Origin of the sequence: Shewanella sp. POL2 (assembly GCF_000282755.1) — a bacterium.
Classification (GTDB): Bacteria; Pseudomonadota; Gammaproteobacteria; order Enterobacterales; family Shewanellaceae; genus Shewanella; species Shewanella xiamenensis.
Window position 1 is genome coordinate 13,513 of record NZ_AKZL01000025.1, and the last position, 16,394, is coordinate 29,906.

A 16,394-nucleotide genomic window follows, 5' to 3' on the forward strand; every position below is an offset into this window, starting at 1 on the left:
TATTAAATGAATATTCTATAATTTCGAGCCTAAAACAGGAGCAAAAATTAATATTCTTTATTATAAAGTACACTTTTTGTTATTTTGTGGTTTAATCGAAGTGTTGGTTGCCATTGGGTTGTTTTGGTAATTATGCGGTAACAAGGTTGTGAATCGATAATAATAAAGTGACCTCTGTGATGGATCACATGCGGGGAAACACGGTCGAGGAGTACTCGCCTTTGCATCTATTATGTTTACGTTGTTTATGGATAGGCATACTGTGTTTTGCTTTGCCTGCGTGGGCTAAATTGGATGTGGTTTTTTTTAATCCAGGCGCGGTTACGGATAGCTTTTGGGGTGATGTCGATAAATTAATGCAGGTGGCTTCATCAAAGCTTGATATTAATTTGCAAATCATACATTCAGATCGTAATCACTTTAAAATGATTGCTCAATTAGAAACGTTATTAAAATCTCAGCCATCACTTCCTACTCATATTATTTTAGTGAATGAGAAGCAGTCTGCGATAAAAATGTTGCAGATGCTTTATCAATATCCCATATATGTTCAATTGATTTTAAATGATATTTCTGTCGCCGAGCGAGAACACTTATTGGCAGATCCACATTGGCAAACTTATTTATTACCAGCGATTATCCCAGATAACTATGCTATTGGTGCTGATACCGCTAAAAATTTGCTAAGTCGTTTAGAAAATAAAAAGGCTAAGGTTTTATTAATCTCGGGCGATAAATCTACGCCCGCATCAGTGTTAAGAACTCAAGGCGCTAATGATTATTTCTTTATGCAACCCAATGTTATTGTTACTCAAACGGTATATGGTCAATGGCGTGAAGATATTGCTTATGATCAAACATTAACCTTGCTCAGCCGTTATCCGGATTTAACCTTAATCTGGACGGCGAACGATAAAATGGCTATCGGAGTGGTAAAAGCACTCCGCGAAAAGGGCCTTGAACCTGGACGTGATGTACTGGTCAGTTCGATTAATACTTCCCCTGAGATTTTGTCGCTCTGCCAAGAGCGTAAAGTGAGTGCTCTTGGAGGTGGGCATTTTTTAGCGGGTGCCTTAGGGTTGATTCAGCTCAAACAATACCAAGAGACCCAACGTTATTCCTCCTATGAGGATATAGAACTCTTTAGGGTACTTAATCCCGACTCAGCTTTTTATCAGAAGTTAGTTGCAAGGGATTGGGCTGGGATTTTTAAGACACAAATAGTGGATAAGTTATCACAACAGTAATTAATAGGTATTCATGAAGCATCGTAATCATTCCATCAGTCATAGAATGACGCTCACTATTATTGGGGTGAGCTCATTTTTTGCTGTCCTGACCATGCTGGTGCAGTTAGTGTGGAATTATCAAGAAAGCATTGATAATACAACTGCCGATATTCGTGAATATTCCGAATCGATCTTACCCACTATTGCTAAGTCACTTTGGGATGTGGACCATGGTCTGTTATCTGATTTGCTTTCAGGCTTGGGCATGATGCCGATGGTGTCGAGTGTCAATTTAGAGAGTATCGATGGCGTAGCCATGCAGTTGGGCAAGGCGATTCACGCTAAGGATTCCCGACAAACTCTGTTTCGTTACCCAATTATGTATCAGGAACAACAGATTGGTATGCTGACTGTCGGGCTGGATACGGACAAACTCTATTACGAATTATGGCAACAATTGATCATTATTGTCTTAGGCAATGGGCTTAAAACCTTACTGATGATTTATCTTATCCTTACGCTGGTGCGTTTATTGGTGACCAATCGTTTATCGGAATTGGAGCGGTTTGCTAACCAGATAAATCTGAATGCATTACCTAAGTTAACCGTACCCGATAGTGTGGTGAGAAATCCTGATGAAATTGGTCATGTTGCTCAATCGCTTCAGGCTATGTATCAAAGAATTCGTAACGATCTTGCGGTTAATAAACGCCAAAAGCGTGCATTGCAGCAACAGCAAAGTCAGTTAGCACGTTTAGTTGATGAGCGGACTCAAGCGCTCAATTGGCAGTCCCAAGCTAGCCAACTGTTAGCTGAAATATCATTGCAATTTTTAACAGTGGAGACCCTTAACTTAGACAACAACCTTACTGAGGTTTGCCGTAAAATCGGGCGATTATTTGATGTCGAAAGGGTAAGCCTAATAGAGTTTAACCAACGACAGGTAAACTACCGTTGCGTTTGGTCTAGTGAACCTAATGTATCTGAAATTATTAGCATTTCTGCGGATATTGTTACTTTGCTGGCACAAAAATTTGAGCAGGAATCGACATTAGTTATCGAGAATGTCGACTCATTGAAGCAAACATCGCCTGAAGAATACGGGTTACTTCGAGGTATTGGTATTTGCTCTATTGCCGCATTTGCCATGAAAAATGCCGATGAAATTGTCGGGCTATTATCGCTATCAATGGTTTCTCGGCCACTAAATTGGACTAAACAAAAAAAAGTGATGTTGACTCAGTTTTCCGCAGCGCTGAACGAGTTATTGCTGCGTGAAGAAAAAGAGCGACAGATGCTTAACTTACAGCAAGCACTGGTAACGGTGAATACGCAACTCAGAGTCATGGCTGAAACCGATGAATTAACTGGGCTGAGCAATCGACGCCCCTTTACACAAACACTCGACACATTACTCCATGGCAACACAGCAGTCGGTGTGTTGATGTTGGATATTGATTATTTTAAGAGTTACAACGACAACTACGGGCATATTGAAGGCGATGCTGTACTTAGGCGAGTGGCTCAGGATTTAAAAGGCTGTGAAATTTTACCACCCAATGCGCTGCTAGCGCGCATTGGTGGCGAAGAGTTTGCAGTTGTTTTAGCGAAAATCACACCAATCCAATTGGAAGCCATTGCTACCCAACTGTGCAATCAAGTCGCTGCATTGAATATTCCGCACTTGGGTGCACCTACCGGTAAGATTACTCTTAGTATTGGTGGAGTGTATTTACCGCCGGATGCATTAAATGAACTCACCATTTCGAATGTATTACGCCGTGCCGATATCTGCCTTTATCGCGCTAAAGAGCGTGGTCGCAATACAGTGGTGATGGAGTCGCCTCAAACAGCGCTAGCTCATTCTTGAGCTTGTATTAGTCAAGCCTTGGTTCCGTTTGTGACCACAGATTTATTTCTATTTGGGGCCTGTTATAATTGCCGCCCTTTATTGTTTATCTGAAGGTTTTGGTGTGTCAAAACGGAGCAAAAATACGGTAAATTCGGTATCGATTTTTAATATTGATGATTTATCAACTTGGCAAAAATATCGCAAAGGCCTGTGTGATACCTGCCATGCAACCTGTTGTACTTTGCCCGTTGAAGTGACCGTAAGTGACTTAGTGCGCATGGGTTTGGTGGATGACTTTGAAGCTGAAGGCGATCTTAAGGCGATTGCCAAGCGCCTGCAAAAAGCGCGTATTATTGACAACTATAACCATAAAACGGCGATTTTTACCCTTGCCCGTATGGCGAATGATGATTGCCTATATCTAGATGGTAAAACTCGCCGCTGTACTATTTATCACCAACGCCCTGAAACCTGTCGTAACCACCCACAAATTGGCCCTAAAGCGAATTACTGCCCTTATCGTCCCCGTGAGTAAGTTTTTGAATATGAAATTGATAGAGGGTTTCGAGTTGATGATTCTCCTGCATCGTTTTTACCTGCCGATTAAACTCATGAGCAATCAGCTCCTTATGGGCTGAATGTTTAGAAATCAGCATGTAAAACGCTTCTTGCTGAGCATTAGGAGAGATCTTTGATGCTAGTGCTTGAGGGAGTTGTGCAGCATGCGCCAAAGCTAGCGTGCCCGCCAGTATTTCTTTGCGGGCGAGAAAGAACTTACATCTTTGTTTTAGTAGCATTTCCGGTAAATGTCCTAGGGAATGTATTTCGCTAAGAGGAGTCTCTTTACGCCAGCCAAAATTATCGTAGTTGAATCCTTTAATGCCGCAAACCTTGCCAAAGTGAGCTAATTGATTGATATCATCGATATGAAACAGCGGGTCCAATTCAGCTTTTAAATAAAAATAACTTGGAGTGAGGTAATAATAAGCGATAGATGGGATATAATCAGTCGCTCTTTGTCGGTTGAGCGATGCGCTCATCGCAGCATCTATGCTGCCATTTTGGACGTCTTTTAAACAGCGGAGCCAAGGCAAAGCCAGTACTTCATAATCAATTCCAATGGGCTTAAAGGTGCGCTCTAGCAGGTCAATGTCGTAGCCGCTAAGCGTGGAAGTCTTAATACCATCTTGTCGAACAAAGTAATTAAATGGTGGATATTCAGTCTCTTCGACACAAAAGCGTAACCTAAATGGGGAAAGCTCATCGGCGCCATAGGTAACAGGCGAGAGCAGAATCACGCATAGTAAAGCGATTAGCGGATATAATGAACGCATCATACTCTTTAAGCTCAATGGCGATTATTAAAGTGTAGCAAAGGGTTATTTGCTGTACTGGCTCTTTATCGCGACATTCCAACCCTGTATCTGGGTGATATTTAACTGGCACGCGAAAATCACTGCGCGGGTTGGTGCAAGTAAGTCAAGTGTGAAATAAAAGGTGTTACATGAGTCTCTTAGATAACGTGATGATTATATTGTGTTTAATTGGTGCAAGTTGTTTCTTTTCCATGTCGGAAATTGCTTTGGCCGCATCACGGAAAATCCGTTTACGTCAGTTAGCCGATGAGGGCGATGCCAGAGCTGAAAAAGTGCTGCATTTACAGTCGTATCCCGGCAGCTTTTTTACTGTGGTTCAAATAGGCTTGAATGCTGTTGCCATCATGGGTGGTATTGTGGGTGAATCAGCATTTCGCCCCTATTTTTATCAATTCCTTTCACCTTGGTTGGCCGATCCTTGGCTGAGTCAGGTGAGCTTTGTGATGTCATTTGTACTTGTTACCAGTGCTTTTATTTTGGTCGCGGATTTAATGCCTAAGCGTATCGCGATGGCGATGCCAGAGCAGGTTGCTTTGGCCGTTGTTGGCCCGATGAGTTTTTGTATTACCGTGTTAAGACCATTAGTTTGGTTTTTTAATGGTATGGCCAGCGCGATTTTTAAGCTGCTACAAATTCCAACGGCTCGAAATGATGAAATCACCTCCGATGATATTTATGCGGTAATGAACGCTGGTGCTGAAGCGGGGGTGCTCGACAAGGGCGAGCAACAAATGATGGAAAATGTGTTTGAAATGCAGACCGTTTCAGTCACTTCTGCCATGACAGCTCGAGAGAGCTTAGTGTATTTCTTGCTGCAAGATAGCGAGGAGGATATCAAGCGTAAAATTGCTGAAGATCCCCATACTAAGTTTTTGGTCTGCGATGGCCAATTGGATATGGTCAAAGGTTTTGTTGACGCAAAGGAGCTGTTGATCCGTGTGATTAACGGCGAAAAAATTACCTTAAAAGACACCAGCCTTGTTCATACTTCGTTGATTATTCCTGACACTTTAAGTCTTTCTGAGGCGATGGAATACTTCAAAAATAGCCGCGCCGATTTCGCCGTGGTGATGAATGAATACGCCCTTGTGGTTGGGATTGTGACCACCAACGATTTACAACGTGCGGTGATGGGCGCTTGGTCGCTACACGAAAGCGAAGAGCAAATTATTGCCCGCGATGGTAATTCTTGGTTAGTGGATGGGGTGACGCCGATTACCGACGTCATGCGCGCCTTCGGTATTGAAGAGTTTCCCCACAGTCAAAACTACGAAACCATTGCCGGGTTTATGATGTACATGCTGCGCAAAATTCCTAAGCGCACCGACTTTGTTAATTACGCCGGTTATAAGTTTGAAGTGGTGGATATCGACGCCTACAAGGTCGACCAATTGCTGGTGACGCGTATTGAGGCTAATGATAAATTACAGTCGCCAGATACCTAATCAAGCGCAATAAAACGGGACTCAGTCCCGTTTTATCTCCTGTAAGCTTAAATCGCCTCTAAAAACGCATTGACAATCGGGTCGTCCAAGCGTTTGACCTTACAGCAGCAGCCCAGCTCAAAGGGGGCAATTTTGACAGGCGAAGGTAACAACTGAATACGATCCCGCACTGGACTGTTATTGATTACCACCTCAGGGCTAATGCTCACACCGCAACCAAGTGCCACCATAGATGCTATGGCTTCCTGTCCCGACACTTGGGCATAAATATTCGGACTAATCCCCATCTGTTTGAACCAATTATCGGCTCGTCGTCGCCCTGGTCCATGGTCAGGAATGATAAAAGGCACTCGTGACCAGTCTATCTGAGCTTGGTTAATCTGTTGCTGCACCGCACAGCGCATAGTGGGAGCGATTAATGAAAGCGGCACATCATCAATCTTGGCAAAATGCAGTGTGGCAGGAAAAGGATCCGGCAGCGCGGCAATGGCAATATCGGCACGATTTTGTTGTACCTCGGCCAGTGCATTAGCCGCATCCCCCGTAGTGAGCGCAATTTCGACAAAGGGATGCTCTTGGCGAAAACGCTCCAATAATTGCGGCAAATGGCTATAGGCTGCGGTGACTGAGCAATAGAGATTTAAGGTGCCGCGCAGTACGTCCTGCTTAAGATCAATACTATGCCGCAGGTCGCGCCAATGGTGCAGCGTCTGCTCTGCGAACAATTTAAACTCACGTCCCGCATGGGTTAAGGTCACGCTGCGGTTATCCCGCTCAAACAGCTTTGCGTTCACTTCATCTTCGAGCCGCTGCAATGCGCGGCTTAAGGTCGAGGGACTGACATGCATCTGCTCCGCCGTCTTGGCAAAGTGCAAACTGTCACATAAGTGTAGGTACAATTTGAGGGTGCGTATGTCCATAACCTCGTCCTATTGGCCGCTTATCTGGGGTATTGAAACTGAAAATGACATTGCAAAAAACGCAATATGAGGTTTCGAATATATCATTTTAAGCAACGATAGCCATAGGTTATAGTGATTTCAATCACAACCAATCGTTAACAATAGGTTGATATTGGTTGAGTCCCCAATTCCCGACTGAAAGGTGGTATCTCAGATGGCTAACTATTTTAACTCTCTGAATTTGCGTCAACAATTAGCACAACTTGGCCAGTGCCGTTTTATGGACCGCTCTGAGTTTAGTGATGGCTGCAATTACATCAAAGATTGGAATATTGTGATTTTAGGCTGTGGTGCTCAGGGCCTTAACCAAGGTCTGAATATGCGTGACTCTGGGCTGAATATCGCTTACGCCCTGCGCCCTGAAGCCATTGCCCAAAAACGTGCCTCATGGCAAAAAGCCACAGACAACGGCTTTAAAGTTGGCACCTTTGAAGAGCTAATCCCGACCGCCGATTTAGTGCTGAACCTAACACCCGATAAGCAGCATTCCAATGTAGTGAGCGCAGTGATGCCGCTGATGAAGCAAGGCGCGACTCTGTCTTACTCCCATGGTTTCAATATCGTTGAAGAAGGCATGCAGATCCGCCCCGATATTACAGTGATCATGGTTGCGCCTAAGTGCCCAGGCACCGAAGTGCGTGAAGAATACAAACGCGGTTTTGGTGTGCCGACCTTGATTGCAGTGCACCCCGAAAACGACCCAAATGGGGATGGTTTAGACATCGCGAAAGCCTATGCGAGCGCCACAGGCGGCGACCGTGCTGGCGTGTTGCAATCCTCTTTTATCGCTGAAGTAAAATCGGATCTGATGGGTGAGCAAACGATCCTCTGCGGTATGTTGCAGACGGGTGCCATCCTAGGTTATGAAAAAATGGTGGCCGATGGTGTTGAGCCTGGCTATGCCGCTAAGTTAATCCAACAAGGTTGGGAAACCGTGACCGAGGCGCTTAAGCACGGCGGTATCACCAACATGATGGACAGACTGTCTAACCCTGCCAAGATTAAAGCGTTTGAAATTGCAGAAGATTTAAAAGAAATCCTGCAACCATTATTTGAAAAGCACATGGATGACATCATCAGCGGTGAGTTCTCTCGCACTATGATGCAAGACTGGGCTAACGATGATGCGAACCTGCTGCGTTGGCGCGCCGAAACTGGTGAAACGGGCTTCGAAAATGCGCCTGTTTCGAGCGAACATATCGACGAGCAAACTTATTTCGATAAGGGTATTTTCTTGGTTGCGATGATCAAAGCGGGTGTGGAACTGGCGTTCGACACTATGGTGTCTGCGGGGATTGTTGAAGAGTCGGCTTACTATGAGTCACTGCATGAAACACCGCTGATCGCTAACACCATTGCCCGCAAACGTCTGTATGAGATGAACGTGGTGATCTCGGATACCGCAGAATACGGTTGTTATCTGTTCAACCATGCCGCCGTGCCACTGCTGCGTGACTATGTGAATGCCATGTCACCAGAGTATTTAGGTGCGGGTCTGAAGGACAGTTCTAATAGTGTTGATAATCTGCAATTAATCGCGATTAACGATGCGATTCGCCACACAGCTGTGGAATATATCGGTGCCGAGCTTCGCGGCTATATGACTGATATGAAAAGTATTGTTGGAGCTTAATGGATAAAAGCCTAGCCCCTAAGGATGTGAGGCTTGGCGTGACAAATTGATTCCTGCTTCGTTGGTTGTCGAGCGGGCAAAACTGACATGGGTTAGTCGGCGTTTTTCGCCACTAACGCGATTTTGTTAACGTTTTACTTTGTTGTTTTGCATTGTCTCGGCAGGGAAGCTGAATTTTTTTGACATTAGAAAATTTTTTATTGTGTTTGGCTGTCGCTTTATGGTAAAGCTAATAGCTCGCGGCGGGGTAAGCCTCCTGCCGTAAGCCGTCTCAGTCAGGGACGCAAGAATTAACGCGATACTCATATAGAATACCGATTAGGAATCCATATTGATGTTTAACCAAGCTGCCAAGCTCATTCTCGTGATTATTACCGTCGTGATTATTAAATCACAGCGGGGGCGGCGCATGGCAAACTGGTAGACCTAAAAGGTTAAAAGTTTCGAAAGAACCCCCCGCTCCGAAAGGACCGGGGGGTTCTTCGTTTTCAGGCCCCAGGTTTTGGGACTTACATTTCGAACCAGCACAAATTACGAGTCGATTTTCGACAATTCAGAATTAAGGTAGCGAGAGAAAATATGGAACCAGGGCAGATGATAAGAGGCGCAGACGCGGTTATAAAAGTGTTGGCAGCACATGGTGTTACCACAGTATTTGGTTACCCAGGTGGTGCCATTATGCCAATCTACGATGCCCTCTATGGAAGCCCTGTCGAACATCTCTTAAGCCGCCACGAACAAGGCGCAGCCTTTGCCGCCGTAGGTTACGCCAGAGCCAGTGGTAAAACCGGCGTGTGCTTTGCCACCTCTGGCCCTGGCGCCACTAACTTAATTACTTCGCTTGCCGATGCGCTATTGGATTCAGTGCCTGTTGTCGCTATCACGGGTCAGGTTTCAACCGCCGTGATTGGCACTGATGCGTTTCAAGAGATTGATGTGTTGGGGATGTCGCTAAGCTGTACCAAGCACAGTTTTATGGTGACGGATGTCAACGATCTTATCCCAACCTTGTACCAAGCTTTTGAAATCGCCGCATCGGGTCGACCCGGCCCAGTGCTAGTGGATATCCCTAAGGATATCCAAATCGCTCACCTTGAATACCGCACACCGTTACTGGCCGTGACCAATGAACCCCAAGCTGAGATGAGCGATATCGATGCTGCCCGTGCGCTGTTGGCGCAAGCAAAGCAACCTATGCTGTACGTGGGCGGCGGTGTGGGGATGGCGGGGGCGGTCGATCAGTTGCGGGATTTTATCAAAGCCACGGGTATGCCATCGGTCGCGACGTTAAAAGGTTTGGGTAGCATCGCCCATGGCACGCCCGGTTATTTAGGCATGTTAGGTATGCACGGCGGTAAGGCGGCCAACCTCGCGGTGCAGGATTGTGATTTATTAGTGGTTGCCGGTGCGCGCTTTGATGACCGAGTAACAGGCCGTTTAGCGACTTTTGCCAACAAGGCCAAAGTCATTCATTTAGATATCGACGCCGCCGAGCTGGGTAAATTACGCCAGCCCGATGTGGCTATCGCCGGGGATTTACGCCAGATTTTCCCTGCTTTGGCTATGTCACTGAACATCACGCCTTGGCAAGCAGAGGTTGAACATCTTGCTCGTAAACATCAATGGGATTATCAACATCCCGGCAGCTTAATCTATGCCCCCGCTATGCTGCGCCGTTTAGCCAATAAACTGCCCGAAGACAGCGTAGTGTGCTGCGATGTGGGCCAGCATCAAATGTGGGTCGCCCAGCATATGTGGTTCCGTCGCCCTGAAGATCATTTATCTAGCGCAGGTTTAGGCACTATGGGCTTTGGTTTACCCGCTGCTATCGGTGCCCAAGTCGCCCGCCCCGATGCAACTGTGGTCACAGTGTCTGGTGATGGCTCTTTTATGATGAACGTGCAAGAGCTGACCACCATCAAGCGCCGCAAATTACCGGTGAAGATCCTACTGATCGACAACCAAAAACTGGGGATGGTGAAGCAGTGGCAACAGCTATTTTTTGAAGAACGCTACAGCGAAACCGATTTATCTGACAATCCTGATTTTGTGTTATTGGCCTCTGCATTTGATATTCCCGGCCGCACGATTTTCTCTTCCGATGAAGTGGAGGAGGCCTTAACCGAAATGTTAGCGGCTAAGGGCCCGTATTTGTTACACGTTGCAATTGACGATGCTTTTAACGTTTGGCCACTGGTGCCCCCTGGTGCATCAAACAGCGATATGATGGACGAAATGGAGAAACAAACATGATCCACTCCCTAGAATTAACGGTTCAACAACGCCCCGAAGTGCTTGAGCGTGTTTTGCGCGTGACTCGCCATCGTGGTTTTACGGTCACCCAAATGCAGATGCGGATGAACGACGATGCGAGTCTGTCGCTGGATATGGAAGTGGATAGCGAGCGCGCCATTGAGCTGCTCAGCAATCAATTAAATAAATTGATTGATGTCACTCAATGCAAGGTCTTGTTACCGCTAAACTTGCAGCAACAAAAAGTACACGCATAAGCATCCGGTGGCTGCGGCGCATCGGCTCCGTAGTAAGGCCCTAAGGGCACGATTTTCGATTTGAGATAAGGGATAGAGTCAATGCCAAAGTTACGTTCAGCAACCAGTACCGAAGGCCGCAATATGGCGGGTGCCCGTGCGCTATGGCGCGCCACAGGGGTGAAAGACAATGATTTTGGTAAGCCGATTATTGCGATTGCCAACTCCTTTACTCAGTTTGTTCCCGGCCATGTGCACTTAAAAGATATGGGTTCACTGGTGGCGGGCGCCATCGAAGAGGCGGGCGGTATTGCCAAAGAATTCAACACCATCGCCGTCGATGATGGTATCGCCATGGGCCACGGTGGCATGCTCTACAGTCTGCCTTCGCGGGAGCTTATCGCCGATAGCGTCGAATATATGGTCAATGCCCACTGCGCCGATGCGCTGGTTTGTATCTCTAACTGCGACAAAATCACCCCCGGCATGTTGATGGCGGCGCTGCGCCTCAATATTCCCGTGGTGTTCGTGTCGGGCGGGCCGATGGAAGCGGGTAAAACTAAGCTGTCGGACAAACTTATTAAGCTCGATTTAGTCGATGCCATGGTGGCGGCAGCCGACTCGAGTGTGAGCGATGAAGATAGCGCCAAAATTGAACGCAGTGCTTGCCCTACATGTGGTTCCTGCTCGGGCATGTTTACCGCCAACTCGATGAACTGTTTAACCGAAGCCCTAGGTCTGTCGCTGCCGGGCAATGGCTCCATGCTCGCGACCCATAGCGACCGACGCGAACTGTTTTTAGAAGCGGGCCGCCGCGTGATGGCACTGACCAAACGTTACTACGAACAAGATGATGCCTCGGCACTGCCGCGCAATATCGCCAGCTTTAAAGCCTTTGAAAACGCCATGGCGCTAGATATCGCCATGGGCGGTTCGTCTAATACTGTGTTGCACTTATTGGCTGCGGCGCAGGAAGCTGACGTGGCATTCACTATGGACGAGTATCGACCGTATGTCGCGCCAAGTGCCGCATCTGTGTAAGGTGGCGCCGTCGACCGCTAAATATCATATGGAAGATGTGCACCGCGCCGGTGGCGTGATGGGCATCTTAGGCGAGTTAGACCGCGCCGGACTGCTGCATACCGATGTGCCACATGTTGCTGCCGATGCGGGCGGCAATCTCAAGTCGGTGCTCGCCAAGTACGATGTCATGCAAACTCAAGATGACAACGTAAAACAATTCTTTATGGCGGGACCTGCGGGCATTCCCACCACTAAAGCGTTTAGTCAAGACTGCCGCTGGCCATCACTAGACGATGACAGGCGAGAAGGGTGTATCCGTAGCCGCGAGTTTGCCTTCAGCCAAGAGGGCGGTTTGGCCGTGTTATCGGGCAATCTGGCCGACAATGGCTGTATCGTTAAAACCGCCGGTGTGGATGAATCTAACCTGACCTTTATCGGTAGCGCTCGGGTGTACGAAAGCCAAGACGACGCAGTCGCTGGCATCTTAGGTGGCGAAGTGGTGGCGGGTGATGTGGTGGTGATTCGTTACGAAGGGCCAAAAGGTGGTCCGGGTATGCAAGAAATGTTGTACCCCACCAGTTACTTAAAATCCCGCGGCTTAGGCAAGGCTTGCGCGCTAATTACCGACGGACGTTTCTCTGGTGGGACATCCGGCTTATCCATCGGCCATGTGTCGCCTGAGGCGGCGGCGGGCGGCACGATTGCCTTGATTGAAAACGGCGATCGCATTGAAATCAATATCCCAGCGCGCAGTATCAAGCTTGCGGTGAGTGATGCCGAGTTAGCGGCGCGCCGTGAAACCATGCTCGCCCGTGGGCCAATGGCGTGGAAACCGCTTTCGCGTCAGCGTTATGTGTCGATGGCACTTAAAGCCTACGCCATGCTTGCCACCAGTGCCGATAAGGGCGCGGTGCGCGATCGCAGTAAGTTGGAGGACTGATATGTTATCTCTCGCATCGTCGCAAACGGAGCAGGCTGAAGCCCAGGCTTCTCAAGTTCAGTCCGATAAGGCGCAATCGGTCACTTCTGCCTTAGAAAAGAGTCAGCTTGCGCAAAGCTACCTGCAAAAAATCCTGCTGTCGTCGGTTTATGATGTTGCGAAAGTGACACCACTCTCGAGCCTCAATAAACTCTCGGCGCGTTTAGGCTGCCAAGTGTTTTTAAAGCGCGAAGATATGCAGCCTGTGCATTCCTTTAAGCTGCGCGGCGCCTATAACCGCATTGCTCAGTTGAGCCAAGCTGAATGCCAACGCGGCGTGGTGTGTGCCTCGGCGGGCAACCATGCCCAAGGCGTGGCAATGTCGGCGGCCAGTCGTGGTGTGGATGCGGTGATTGTGATGCCCGAAACCACGCCGGATATTAAAGTCGATGCGGTTCGCCGCTTAGGTGGCAACGTGGTATTGCACGGCCAAGCTTTCGATCAAGCCAATGGTTTTGCGATGGCAATGGCGCAGCAGGAGGGGCGGGTGTATATCGCCCCCTTCGATGACGAAGCTGTTATCGCTGGTCAAGGCACCATTGCCCAAGAAATGCTGCAACAGCAGCGCGACCTTGAAGTGATTTTTGTGCCCGTGGGCGGTGGCGGTTTAATTGCTGGGATTGCTGCTTATTACAAGGCGGTGATGCCACAGGTTAAAATCGTTGGCGTTGAGCCTGAAGATGCGGCCTGCTTAAAGGCGGCGATGGAAGCGGGCGAGCCGGTGACGCTGGCGCAAGTCGGTTTATTTGCCGATGGTGTGGCGGTTAAGTGTATCGGCACCGAGCCATTTCGTGTCGCCAAGCTGTGTGTAGATGCCGTGGTGACGGTCACGTCCGACGAAATCTGCGCAGCAGTGAAAGATATTTTTGAGGATACCCGCGCCATTGCCGAACCCGCAGGTGCTTTATCTTTGGCTGGGCTTAAAAAATATGTCAGCACCAATGCTACAGGTGAGAGTGGTCGCGGCGAGAAGGTGGCGGCGATTTTAAGTGGCGCGAATGTGAACTTCCACAGCCTGCGGTATGTGTCGGAGCGCTGCGAGCTGGGTGAACAAAAAGAAGCGGTGCTGGCGGTTAAAGTGCCCGAGCGTCCAGGGAGCTTCCTGCGTTTTTGTGAGCTGCTCGAAAAGCGGGTGATGACCGAATTTAACTACCGTTTTAGCAGCCGCAATATGGCGGTGGTGTTTGCGGGTATCCGCCTAACCAAAGGTCAGGGTGAGCTAGAGCAAATTATCAATACCTTAGAAGACCATGGCTTTGAGGTGCAGGACTTATCCGGTGATGAAACCGCGAAATTGCATGTGCGTTATATGGTCGGTGGTCATCCGCCAGAGCCATTAGAGGAGCGCCTATTTAGCTTCGAGTTTCCCGAGCATCCCGGTGCGCTGCTGAAGTTTTTAACCACCTTGCAAAGCAAGTGGAATATCAGTTTATTCCATTACCGTAATCACGGCGCAGCCTTTGGCCGAGTGCTGGCGGGGTTTGAAGTGCCCGAGGGCGATGCCTTGCCGTTTCAGCAGTTTTTAACTGAGCTGGGATTTGTCTATCAAGAAGAGACGCAAAGCCCTGCTTATCAGCTGTTTTTGAATGCCGGAAAAGGGAAAAACAACCTGCCTGTGTAGTCACTTAGCGTTAGGTTACAACTTAGGCTAAAGGAGGGGCGCACAGGCGCCCCTTTTTGTGGTAATTTGGTTTAACAAATCAAGAGTGAATGCTCTAATAATAGTCAGACCTCGACCCTACGCATTAAGGAGACATGATGTTACCTGCACCGCATTTTTCTGCCTTTAATCCCCCTCGCCGCATTTTGATGGGCCCAGGTCCATCGGATGTTTATCCTGAAGTGTTAGCCGCACAGGCAAGACCGACCGTCGGTCACCTCGACCCATTGTTTGTCGCTATGATGGATGAGCTTAAAAGCCTGATCCAATATGCGTTTCAGACCAAAAATGAAATGACCATGGCAGTGTCGGCCCCCGGCAGTGCGGGCATGGAAACCTGCTTTGTGAACCTAGTCGAACCCGGCGAAAAGGTGATTGTCTGCCGCAACGGTGTGTTTGGTGAGCGTATGCGCCAAAACGTCGAGCGCGTTGGTGCGATTGCGGTGCTGGTGGATAATGAATGGGGCACACCGGTCGACCCTGCTGCCGTTGAAGCAGCACTTAAGGCCAACCCCGATGCTAAATTCCTTGCTTTTGTGCACGCCGAAACCTCAACAGGCGCGTTAAGTGATGCTAAAACCCTGTGCGCGCTGGCGAAGCAATACGGCTGTTTATCGATTGTCGATGCGGTGACTTCCCTTGGTGGCGTCGAGTTAAAAGTCGATGAATGGGGCATCGATGCCATTTATTCTGGCAGCCAAAAGTGCCTTTCCTGTGTACCGGGGTTATCGCCCGTGTCCTTCTCACCCGCTGCGGTGGAAAAGCTTAAAAACCGTAAAACGCCAGTGCAAAGTTGGTTCCTCGATCAAAGTCTGGTCATGGCCTATTGGACCAGTGCCGGCGGTAAGCGTAGCTATCACCACACTGCGCCTGTTAATGCGCTTTATGCCCTGCACGAATCGCTGCGTTTATTGGCGGCCGAAGGTTTAGAAAATGCATGGAAACGTCATCAAGACATGCATTTAGTGCTGCGCGCCGGCCTTGAAAAGCTCGGCCTGAAATTTGTGGTCGCTGAAGATTCGCGCTTGCCACAGCTTAATGCCATTTATATCCCCGAAGGTGTTGATGATGCCGCGGTGCGTGCGCGTCTACTTAAGGATTACAACCTTGAAATAGGTGCTGGTCTTGGTGCACTTGCAGGTAAAGCTTGGCGCATCGGTTTAATGGGCTTTGGTGCCCGTCGTGAGAATGTCGCGCTCTGTTTGCGCGCCCTAGAAGAGGTGCTGAACTAATATGTCTGTTTCGCGTATAAGGATGTTACGCAGAGTGAGTTTGCGCTTAGTTAGCTCACGTTTATTGATTGGCGGTTTGATTCTGATCTTAAGTGGTTGTGCCTCCAGCAATATGAGCAATGCCAGTTGTGATTTTGTGCGAGGTACAGCAGGTAATCAGAGTCAACGCGAGGCCAGCGGTGATGATAGCAATGCCCGGCAGATGGATGTGGGCATCGGGATTTTAACCGCAATCTTCGGCAGCATTAGTCGAGCACTTTCTTCCGATGATAAATCGGATAAGAAGTGTTTGTAATTATTTATTTTTATGTTGATCAGGCGATAAATTTGCGGCCTTACGGCCGAGGTGAATCAAAGTCGTGGGGCTTCACCCCACACCCGACCAAGGAGGACTGCTCGTCCTATCCTCCTTGCTATTGTTTTCACAAGCAGCCAAGACGTCCCCAACGGAGTTGAAAGCCTCTTGGGCTCATTGGCAAATTTGCTATCGCTTCCGAAGGATGCGTCCATGCAC

12 protein-coding genes and 1 pseudogene are annotated in these 16,394 nt (G+C 48.3%); 11 read left to right on the forward strand and 2 right to left on the reverse strand.

The genetic code is table 11. The features are described 5' to 3' along the window. Nucleotides 1-188: 188 nt before the first annotated feature. The 3 genes from SHEWPOL2_RS08690 (at nucleotide 189) to SHEWPOL2_RS08700 (ending at nucleotide 3,616) form a co-directional block, all read left to right on the forward strand. On the forward strand, nucleotides 189-1,247 hold the full coding sequence (locus tag SHEWPOL2_RS08690) for an ABC transporter substrate-binding protein (RefSeq protein WP_050991329.1): 1,059 nt from the start codon (nucleotides 189-191) through the stop codon (nucleotides 1,245-1,247). 13 nt (nucleotides 1,248-1,260) lie between these two features. Beyond that, on the forward strand, nucleotides 1,261-3,099 hold the full coding sequence (locus SHEWPOL2_RS08695) for a GGDEF domain-containing protein (RefSeq protein ID WP_231570464.1): 1,839 nt from the start codon (nucleotides 1,261-1,263) through the stop codon (nucleotides 3,097-3,099). Between the two features lie 103 nt (nucleotides 3,100-3,202). Then, nucleotides 3,203-3,616, forward strand: coding sequence for a YkgJ family cysteine cluster protein (locus tag SHEWPOL2_RS08700; protein WP_037423422.1), 414 nt, complete (start codon nucleotides 3,203-3,205; stop codon nucleotides 3,614-3,616). Here the strand turns inward: SHEWPOL2_RS08700 and SHEWPOL2_RS08705 are convergent. Beyond that, nucleotides 3,579-4,418 (reverse strand): transporter substrate-binding domain-containing protein, encoded by an 840-nt coding sequence (locus SHEWPOL2_RS08705; protein WP_037427690.1) that lies wholly within the window; start codon nucleotides 4,416-4,418, stop codon nucleotides 3,579-3,581. The genes SHEWPOL2_RS08700 and SHEWPOL2_RS08705 overlap by 38 nt on opposite strands. Nucleotides 4,419-4,585: 167 nt before the next feature. On the opposite strand from SHEWPOL2_RS08705, the gene SHEWPOL2_RS08710 reads away from it, so the two are divergent. Then, complete coding sequence (locus SHEWPOL2_RS08710; protein WP_037423329.1) at nucleotides 4,586-5,902, forward strand: hemolysin family protein; 1,317 nt, start codon at nucleotides 4,586-4,588, stop codon at nucleotides 5,900-5,902. A 47-nt stretch (nucleotides 5,903-5,949) separates the two neighbouring features. Here the strand turns inward: SHEWPOL2_RS08710 and ilvY are convergent, their stop codons facing one another. After that, on the reverse strand, nucleotides 5,950-6,822 hold the full coding sequence (gene ilvY, locus SHEWPOL2_RS08715) for an HTH-type transcriptional activator IlvY (protein WP_037423332.1): 873 nt from the start codon (nucleotides 6,820-6,822) through the stop codon (nucleotides 5,950-5,952). A 196-nt stretch (nucleotides 6,823-7,018) separates the two neighbouring features. Between ilvY and ilvC the strand changes: the two genes are divergently transcribed. The 7 genes and pseudogenes from ilvC to SHEWPOL2_RS08755 all read left to right on the forward strand — a co-directional run bounded on the left by ilvC (nucleotide 7,019) and on the right by SHEWPOL2_RS08755 (nucleotide 16,175). Further along, a complete protein-coding gene (gene ilvC / locus SHEWPOL2_RS08720; RefSeq protein WP_037427692.1) occupies nucleotides 7,019-8,497 on the forward strand; it encodes a ketol-acid reductoisomerase in 1,479 nt (492 codons plus the stop codon). 579 nt (nucleotides 8,498-9,076) lie between these two features. Then, nucleotides 9,077-10,750, forward strand: a complete 1,674-nt coding sequence (ilvG, locus tag SHEWPOL2_RS08730; RefSeq protein ID WP_037427694.1) for an acetolactate synthase 2 catalytic subunit — start codon at nucleotides 9,077-9,079, stop codon at nucleotides 10,748-10,750. Further along, nucleotides 10,747-11,007, forward strand: coding sequence for an acetolactate synthase 2 small subunit (gene ilvM / locus SHEWPOL2_RS08735; RefSeq protein WP_037423344.1), 261 nt, complete (start codon nucleotides 10,747-10,749; stop codon nucleotides 11,005-11,007). Before ilvG ends, ilvM begins: the two co-directional genes overlap by 4 nt. An 81-nt stretch (nucleotides 11,008-11,088) precedes the next feature. Next, nucleotides 11,089-12,949, forward strand: a pseudogene (gene ilvD, locus SHEWPOL2_RS08740) (dihydroxy-acid dehydratase). 1 nt (nucleotide 12,950) lies between these two features. Continuing rightward, nucleotides 12,951-14,609, forward strand: a complete 1,659-nt coding sequence (ilvA, locus tag SHEWPOL2_RS08745; RefSeq protein WP_037427696.1) for a threonine ammonia-lyase, biosynthetic — start codon at nucleotides 12,951-12,953, stop codon at nucleotides 14,607-14,609. Nucleotides 14,610-14,746: 137 nt separating this feature from the next. Further along, nucleotides 14,747-15,880, forward strand: a complete 1,134-nt coding sequence (locus tag SHEWPOL2_RS08750) for an alanine--glyoxylate aminotransferase family protein (protein WP_037427697.1) — start codon at nucleotides 14,747-14,749, stop codon at nucleotides 15,878-15,880. A gap of 34 nt (nucleotides 15,881-15,914) precedes the next feature. Further along, entirely contained in the window at nucleotides 15,915-16,175 is a 261-nt protein-coding gene (locus SHEWPOL2_RS08755) for a hypothetical protein (RefSeq protein ID WP_086024010.1), read from the forward strand. The last annotated feature ends 219 nt before the right edge of the window (nucleotides 16,176-16,394 follow it).

Bases quoted from the DNA above. Each gene is read 5' to 3' on its own strand.
- SHEWPOL2_RS08690 (WP_050991329.1), top strand. From the start codon at position 189: ATGCGGGGAAACACGGTCGAGGAGTACTCGCCTTTGCATCTATTATGT.
- ilvY (WP_037423332.1), bottom strand. From the start codon at position 6,822: ATGGACATACGCACCCTCAAATTGTACCTACACTTATGTGACAGTTTG.
- ilvM (WP_037423344.1), top strand. From the start codon at position 10,747: ATGATCCACTCCCTAGAATTAACGGTTCAACAACGCCCCGAAGTGCTT.
- SHEWPOL2_RS08710 (WP_037423329.1), top strand. From the start codon at position 4,586: ATGAGTCTCTTAGATAACGTGATGATTATATTGTGTTTAATTGGTGCA.
- SHEWPOL2_RS08695 (WP_231570464.1), top strand. From the start codon at position 1,261: ATGAAGCATCGTAATCATTCCATCAGTCATAGAATGACGCTCACTATT.
- SHEWPOL2_RS08750 (WP_037427697.1), top strand. From the start codon at position 14,747: ATGTTACCTGCACCGCATTTTTCTGCCTTTAATCCCCCTCGCCGCATT.
- ilvG (WP_037427694.1), top strand. From the start codon at position 9,077: ATGGAACCAGGGCAGATGATAAGAGGCGCAGACGCGGTTATAAAAGTG.
- ilvC (WP_037427692.1), top strand. From the start codon at position 7,019: ATGGCTAACTATTTTAACTCTCTGAATTTGCGTCAACAATTAGCACAA.
- ilvA (WP_037427696.1), top strand. From the start codon at position 12,951: ATGTTATCTCTCGCATCGTCGCAAACGGAGCAGGCTGAAGCCCAGGCT.
- SHEWPOL2_RS08705 (WP_037427690.1), bottom strand. From the start codon at position 4,418: ATGATGCGTTCATTATATCCGCTAATCGCTTTACTATGCGTGATTCTG.